We start from the raw sequence: 292 nt of genomic DNA, 5'->3' as shown, positions 1-292 counted from the left end.
GTTTGTCCAGAACCCAGTGCTCGATGTGGTGCTGGCACTGCCGGCTTCGGACGAGGAATCGGTGATCGACACCGACATGGTGATGGAGAAGGCTCGGGAAGTTCGCAAGGTCGATGGCACGGTCATCGAGATGGTGAAGAAGGATGTGATGGGCTTCATGGATAACGCGAGGGCTGTCGCTACCAAGGAGCGATCGGAATTGGCGGTGTCTACCGAAAAGGGAAAGATTGGCCTAACCGTCAAGACTTCTAACGGTGTGTCAAAAACGCAAATCCGTGGCTCCGTGTGGGCA

1 protein-coding gene is annotated in these 292 nt (G+C 55.5%); it reads left to right on the top strand.

Translation table 11 applies throughout. From position 1 onward, the window contains the following. A partial coding sequence (locus tag AC1RP1_RS08245) for a hypothetical protein (protein ID WP_481762760.1) occupies nucleotides 1-292 on the top strand: 292 nt, incomplete at both ends.

The sequence above is a fragment of the Dellaglioa sp. CoH-56-MRSF-13 genome, assembly GCF_056782095.1.
This window is presented reverse-complemented; position numbering and strand designations above follow the sequence as displayed.